Annotated in this window: 6 protein-coding genes; 1 reads left to right on the top strand and 5 read right to left on the bottom strand. The window is 54.8% G+C overall.

Annotated features, from left to right (window positions below):
* Positions 1-140 precede the first annotated feature (140 nt).
* Genes G556_RS0107275 through G556_RS0107255 form a run of 5 tightly spaced genes read right to left on the bottom strand, consistent with a single transcriptional unit; the run spans position 141 to position 5,186 of the window.
* Positions 141-1,898 carry a type I restriction-modification system subunit M gene (locus G556_RS0107275; RefSeq protein ID WP_028822289.1) on the bottom strand — a complete coding sequence of 586 codons (1,758 nt, stop codon included), beginning with the start codon at positions 1,896-1,898 and terminating at the stop codon, positions 141-143.
* Entirely contained in the window at positions 1,895-2,107 is a 213-nt protein-coding gene (locus tag G556_RS0107270) for a helix-turn-helix domain-containing protein (protein WP_028822288.1), read from the bottom strand. The genes G556_RS0107275 and G556_RS0107270 overlap by 4 nt, the downstream gene beginning before the upstream one ends.
* Complete coding sequence (locus tag G556_RS0107265) at positions 2,104-3,807, bottom strand: DUF2326 domain-containing protein (protein WP_028822287.1); 1,704 nt, start codon at positions 3,805-3,807, stop codon at positions 2,104-2,106. Before G556_RS0107265 ends, G556_RS0107270 begins: the two co-directional genes overlap by 4 nt.
* A complete protein-coding gene (locus tag G556_RS0107260) occupies positions 3,797-4,018 on the bottom strand; it encodes an ABC-three component system middle component 7 (RefSeq protein ID WP_036916216.1) in 222 nt (73 codons plus the stop codon). The genes G556_RS0107265 and G556_RS0107260 overlap by 11 nt, the downstream gene beginning before the upstream one ends.
* The gene (locus G556_RS0107255; protein WP_028822285.1) at positions 4,005-5,186 is read right to left on the bottom strand and encodes an ABC-three component system protein; all 1,182 of its coding nucleotides are present in this window, start codon (positions 5,184-5,186) and stop codon (positions 4,005-4,007) included. The genes G556_RS0107260 and G556_RS0107255 overlap by 14 nt, the downstream gene beginning before the upstream one ends.
* 181 nt (positions 5,187-5,367) lie before the next feature.
* Between G556_RS0107255 and G556_RS11565 the strand changes: the two genes are divergently transcribed.
* A complete protein-coding gene (locus G556_RS11565) occupies positions 5,368-5,511 on the top strand; it encodes a hypothetical protein (protein ID WP_169337630.1) in 144 nt (47 codons plus the stop codon).
* The last annotated feature ends 517 nt before the right edge of the window (positions 5,512-6,028 follow it).

Below are 6,028 nucleotides of genomic sequence, written 5' to 3'. Positions count from 1 at the left end.
ATAGCTCAAGGAAAGCAAGTTCTCCTCTGCTAAGCCGATGTTCTTCTTGGAGGTCTCATCAAATACTGCAAATATTGGCAGTGTTCTGCCTTCATAGGAAGTAATTGAGGTTCCCAGAAACTGGAGTGACGTCGCGGTGATCATTCAGTCATCTCCGTGAGGAGTGCGATGATGTCTCGAGAGACGGCTTGGAGTTCATCGTCGATTTCGCTGAGGGGGCGGGGAGGAGCGTATCGGTAGAAGTGGCGGGTGAATGGGATTTCGTAGCCGATCTTTGTTTTCTTGGTGTCTACCCAGGCGTCGGGCACGTATGGTTTGACTTCGGTTTCGAAGTATTGCTTGATTGTCGCGGTCCGGCCTTCGTCTCCTGCGGTGTTGCCGCCGTAGGTGAATGGCACTCGCTCTGTGTCGCGCAAGGCGCTGTCTGGTTGCTGTTTGCCTCGGGTGTTGGTGATGATTTCGCCGTTGTCGTCGTGTGCGGGACGTTCCACGGTGATCTGCCAGTAGGCGAACTCTTCGATGGGCAGGACCTTGGAGTACAGGCTGTCGGCGTGGTCGGTGTATAGGTTGAGAACGGTGTTGCGGTCAGCTTGTGAGAGTTCGCGTCCTTTATCGCCGAGCTTTTTGCGCATCTTGGTGTAGAAGGTGGTGGCATCGATGAGCTGGACGGTTCCTCGACGGTCTTCGGGCTTGTTGTTATCGAGTACCCAGATGTAAGTGGCGATGCCAGTGTTGTAGAACATATCGGTCGGCAGAGCCACGATAGCATCGACGAGGTCCGACTCAAGTAGATACTTACGGATGTTTGATGGGCCGGACCCTGCTCCACCGTTGAATAATGGTGAGCCGTTGAGGACGATTCCTGCTCGTCCTCCGCCTTGTGAAGCGGGTCGCATCTTCGCTGCGACGTGCTGCAGAAATAGCATCTGCCCATCAGAGACTTTAGGTAGCCCAGCGTGGAAGCGGGAGTGCTCGCCAAGCTTGGCGACTTCGTCTTTGACGGCTTTTTGGGAGACTTTCCAATCGGTCCCGTACGGCGGGTTCGACATGCAGTAGTCGAAGGTTTCTCCCGCGAACTTGTCATCAGCAAGGGTGTCGCCGAGACGGATGTTGGAGGAGTCTTGGCCTTTCATGAGCATGTCGGATTTGCAGATGGCGTAGGACTGGTCGTTCCACTCTTGCCCATAGAGGCGTAGTTGTGCATCTGGGTTCATACCAGGGTGCCCTGCTGTGCCGATGAGGTGCTCTTCGGCGATGGAGAGCATGCCCCCTGTGCCGACCGTGGGATCGTAGATCGACCGGATGGCTCCAGGGGTGGTCAGGGCTTCGTCGTCCCCAGCGAAGACAAGATCGACGAGTAGCCGGATGGCGTCGCGTGGGGTGAAGTGTTCACCGGGAGACTCATTAGAGGTTTCATTGAAGGTGCGGATCAGGTATTCGTACATGTCGCCCATTTCCGCGTTGGTGACGTGGGCTGGATGCAGGTCGACCTTAGTGAACTCTTCTACGACGATGTAAAGCAGATTCTTTTCTGCCATGGTACGGATTTGGTCTTCGAACTTGAAGCGTTCGAACACGTCGATGTTCTTGGAGAAGCCTGAAACGTATTGGATGAGGTTCTTTGCCAGCCCGTCGGAGTCTCCCAAGAGCGTGGGTAGAGTCCACGCGGTTGTGTTGTAGAACTCTAATCCGAGCTTGTTACGCACCTTGACCGTCAACAAGTCTGGGTTGGGTGTGTTGGCGGCAAGTTTGAGGATCTCGTCGTGGGAATCGGCGAGCATACAATCCAAACGCCGAAGAATGGTCATCGGCAAGATCACGTCCCCGTACTGGTGTGGCTTGTAGGGGCCGCGTAGAACGTCTGCGATTGACCAGATGAACGCGCCTAGATTGCTCACTTGTTTTCCTCCATGGTGGTTTCGAGGATGTCGAACAGGTCGCAGTCGAGTGCGTTGCAGATCTTGATCAGGACATCGGTGGTGATGTTTTCGTCTTTGCCAAGCTTCGCGATGGATCCCGCGCTGATCTTGGCGGCGGATTGCAGGTCTTGCTTCCTCATGCCTTTATCGATGAGGAGCTTCCACAATGGTTTGTAGCTGATCTTCATCGCGTGCCTTCCTCTTGTTTGGGGTTCTTGCTGGGTTTCTTGTTCCATGTCCATCCGTAGAGTGCTTCGTGTTCTTTGCCTAGTTCGATCACTGCTGTTTGAGTGACGATTGTGTTGACCTCAGGCGCTTCTACATAGTGCTCGTCTTTATCGAAGGCGATGAATATCTGCTTGTTGGTGAAGCGCTGGTAGAGCTTGAGGATTCTGCCGACGGTTGCGTCTTCGATGCTTTGGTGCAGCGGGTGATCGTGGATCACGTATGGCAGCGCGGTCAGCTCCAACATGGCTAGGTCGAACAGGATCAGGTTCTTTCCGGTTGTGCCGGTTCCATCGTCAACTTCGGAGCCATAGGTGTAGCTCTTTCCAGTATCGGAGAATGTGAACACTGGCGGGTACCAGTCGCCTGAGCCTTCATGAATGAAGCGGTCAAGCCGGGCAATCTCAGCGTTGAGTTTCGTTTCGATCTCGTGGTCGTAGCTCTTGCGGGTGTCATTCAGGCGGGCTTCAGCGTCTTTCTTTTCTGATTTGAGGTCTTGGGTTGCTTCCCAGGCTTCTACTTGTTCCTTGACGAGTGCAAGCTGCCCGCCGATTTCGGCGTTGCGGCGCAGTTCTTTCTCTGAGACGTGGATGGGCACATTCAGATCTCGGAGCTGTTGTTCAGCTTCCCCAATGAATGTGGTCAGCGAGCCCAGTTCTTGCTGGTAGACGGTGATCTGGTCTTCTACTTCGTCGGAGACGATCTCGGTGATAGTTCGGTGGAAGCGCTGGACGTCTTCGATTCGTTCGAGGTCCGCGTCGGGGAAGAATACGTGTAGTTGTGCGAGGTCAGGATCAGTGATGGCGGGGAAATCTTCGTTTAGGGACTGCGTGAGACGCTGAATTTTTGCTTTCAGTCTGCCGCGTGCAATTCGCAGCCCGTGCAGATGGCTCTTGATCGTTGCAGCCTGGTCGGAGTGCTCGACGTCGAGTTCAAGCATTGCTTGATCGGTGCCTTTGATGTGTGCGTCGAGTTCTGATTCGAGTTGGTGAACGTGCTTGACCGCTTGCGTGTAGTCCCTCTTTAACCGCAGTTTTTGTGCTTGGAACACACCAATCTTTTGGGTTCGTTGCACGGCCTTGAGATTTTCCGTTGCCGTGGTGAGAGCTTGTTCGAGTTCTTTGAGGTAGTCATAGACACCGAAAAGCTGGCGCATCACAGCCAGCCCAGTGGCTACTGGTTCACGGCCTGGGCCTTGTAATGGGGTCTCAACGTTGCTCAGTGCTTTTTGCTGGATGCGGGCAAATCTTGTCACGATCTGCCGGAAGGAAGCATCCATGCCTGACAATCCGTATTGGCGTTTGAGCCAGCCTACGTACTCATCGAACTCCCACCGCTCAGCGGGGTTCTTGTATTCGGGATCCTCATAGGTTTGGACGAACCCTGGCACGTTAGTGGTGCGCGAGAAGTAATAGTCCACGTCGTTGAAGCGGAAGGTGAAGTAAATAGTGTGAGCACCTTCAGCTTTCGCGCTGACGGCTTTGGACTTTGCGAATGTTGAGCCGCCGAACGCGTAGTCCACGATGAACAGCAAGGTGGACTTACCGATCGAGTTTTGGGCGCTTTGCCCGCCACGCACCGTGTTCAATCCGGGATGGAACATGATCGGTGGACGAACCTGACCGTTATTGCGGAACTTGTCTGACCAGACGCTAACGAGCACGGACAATCACCCCTGTCGTGGAGTCGACGTTGATCTGTTTGAGAGCAAACAAGGCAGTGAGCGCATCGAGAACGTCCTCGATCGCAGGATTATCGAGCCGCGTGCGAAGCTCGCTGATGCTGACGGGTTCGGCTTCGAGAATGGTCAGAATTGGCGCGAACAGTGCGAGCGTGGATTCCGAAAACGGGTATAGCTTGTTAGGAAAGCGCATACTGAGGCTCCTTCCCACTGGTGACAGGCGGATACGGTGCTTCGAACACGTCACATTTTTGGATGAAGTAGGACACCACTGCCTGACACGCGACGAGTTTGCCACCGGTGGTGGTGTGCAACCATTGCGAAAGCTGAGTGAAAACGTCGTCCTGCGGTATTCCAAGACGTTTGAGTCTGCGGTATTGAGAGTTGATCGAGTGCCGGACTTCGTCGAAATCCCAGCCGTCGGTGTAGTCAAGCTGTTTCAACGTCGATTCGATGAAGACATACCACGCAGCGACGTGTGCCAATACAGCCTGCTGCAATATGACGTCATCTGGGATTTTTGTTTCGACCGCCAGTGGTTCTGTGATCGGTTGATGCAGATCGCCTTGTCCAGCGCCGCCCATCTTCTCCAACACTTGCCGTATCCACTGCTCCATGCCTTCTGGAGACATGGCCAGGCGAGATTTGAACTGCGAAACGAGTCGATCCTTTATTGCCTTGAGCTCTTGGACAGCTTGTGGATTAGCGCCCGTGTGCATCGCATGATGATGGGGACACAGCGCGATCAGATTCGCAGGATTTCGCGGATCGTTTGCGGGGTCGATGACGGTCACCTCAAAGCTCGGGACTGCCACGCCTTGATCATTGACCTGAAGAAGCTGATTCAAGCAGTTCAAGGCTGGGCAGGTCGACCCAGCTTCCATCTGCAAAGCGGGCCTCAAACGCTTGTGCGCTGCGACCGTTTGGATACGCCGAACTTTTTCTCGCGCATCCTCCACCAGTTGCTCGTTCGTTGTCGCCGCAGTTAAGACTCGCGTGAAGTAATCAGCACACCATTCAGGGACACGATCCCACGCGATTGACGGTTCAAAGGGACGGATTGCTTCCGCCATGCGTTCCAGCTGGGGCTGGCTACGCTCCTGCAACGTCGCAACAAGTCCATAGGGCTCGAAATTGTGGCGCAAGATCGGCTCTGCAATATCTGAGTTGAAGGGCCTGTTGCCGGAGGCGATGTGGTTCAACGACGCAGCCGGAGGGGCCATCACCGGATCATCCTCAGTGCCTTCAAAACCTGGGTCTGCCTCACACACCAGAGACAACAGGTTACGCATCCGTTCTTCCCGGTTGGAGCCAAGGTCAAGGTTCGAGCTAAGCAGCTTAAAGAAGTCTTTGAACTCCACCAGTACCTCCTCGTCTTAGCCCTGTCTCAAATCGTGTCTCAGTTCGTCTCAAGTGGCTCCGTAACGTCATTGGCAGTGGCAGCGAGCTAACTGAGTAGAACAACAACTCTCACTCATTCTACCGAAATTATCTCGCGATTGCGAAGAATTATTGGCCCGAATCTGTGAGGAGGTGAAGCACATGGGAAGGAACCGTAAGCAGACGTCGGCGAAGGTGGCGTCCAAGGCGTCGAAGATTCTGACCGATGGCCGTTATTGCAAGGACTCGAAGTCTGTTGCCGCGTCGGCGTTGGCGCAGGCCAAGCCGTCTAAGCGCGGCAAGTAGCCGCGCGTTACCCCGTCCGGTTTTGACGTCTGTCATGACCGTACGGGTGAGGGCGAGGTGCTTGCGGTGGCCAACGCGACTGTTCGTCCTTGAGTCCGGGCTTGGTGCCCGGGTGCCCATCTGGCGGGTGGGCGATCTCCACGGCGAGTGCTGGCTGTGGTTGTAGACAACTTTATTCACTAGTGAGACCTGCTCTGGGAGCGCTCGGCGGGTCACCTCACCCAACCCCTCTTTGCTGAGGGGCGGGTGGGGTGGCTCGCCTTTGTCGTCTTCCTAGCAGTTCTTACCAGTGATCTGAGCCAAACAGATCAGGTCTCCAAATCACCGGGATTCCCGGAGAAATGGAGATCTTTCGATGAAGGTCACCTTCAAGCACGAAGCAGATAACAACAAGAACGAGTCCATCACTGACACTTTCGACATTGACCCTGGCGAGTTCGCTCTCATGATCGCTACCGACCGGCAGCAACGCGCCGCAGCTACTGGTGTTCCGCTTGATCAGGTCAAGCCCCGCACA

It is taken from the genome of Propionimicrobium lymphophilum DSM 4903 (assembly GCF_000423485.1).
In the GTDB taxonomy this organism is placed as follows: domain Bacteria; phylum Actinomycetota; class Actinomycetes; order Propionibacteriales; family Propionibacteriaceae; genus Propionimicrobium; species Propionimicrobium lymphophilum.
The sequence above is the reverse complement of the archived record's forward strand: the minus strand, read 5'-3'. Positions and strand labels throughout refer to the sequence as shown.

Excerpts from the sequence above, each read along its gene's own strand:
- G556_RS0107270 (WP_028822288.1), bottom strand. The coding sequence starts at position 2,107 with ATGAAGATCAGCTACAAACCATTGTGGAAGCTCCTCATCGATAAAGGC.
- G556_RS0107260 (WP_036916216.1), bottom strand. The coding sequence starts at position 4,018 with ATGCGCTTTCCTAACAAGCTATACCCGTTTTCGGAATCCACGCTCGCA.
- G556_RS11565 (WP_169337630.1), top strand. The coding sequence starts at position 5,368 with ATGGGAAGGAACCGTAAGCAGACGTCGGCGAAGGTGGCGTCCAAGGCG.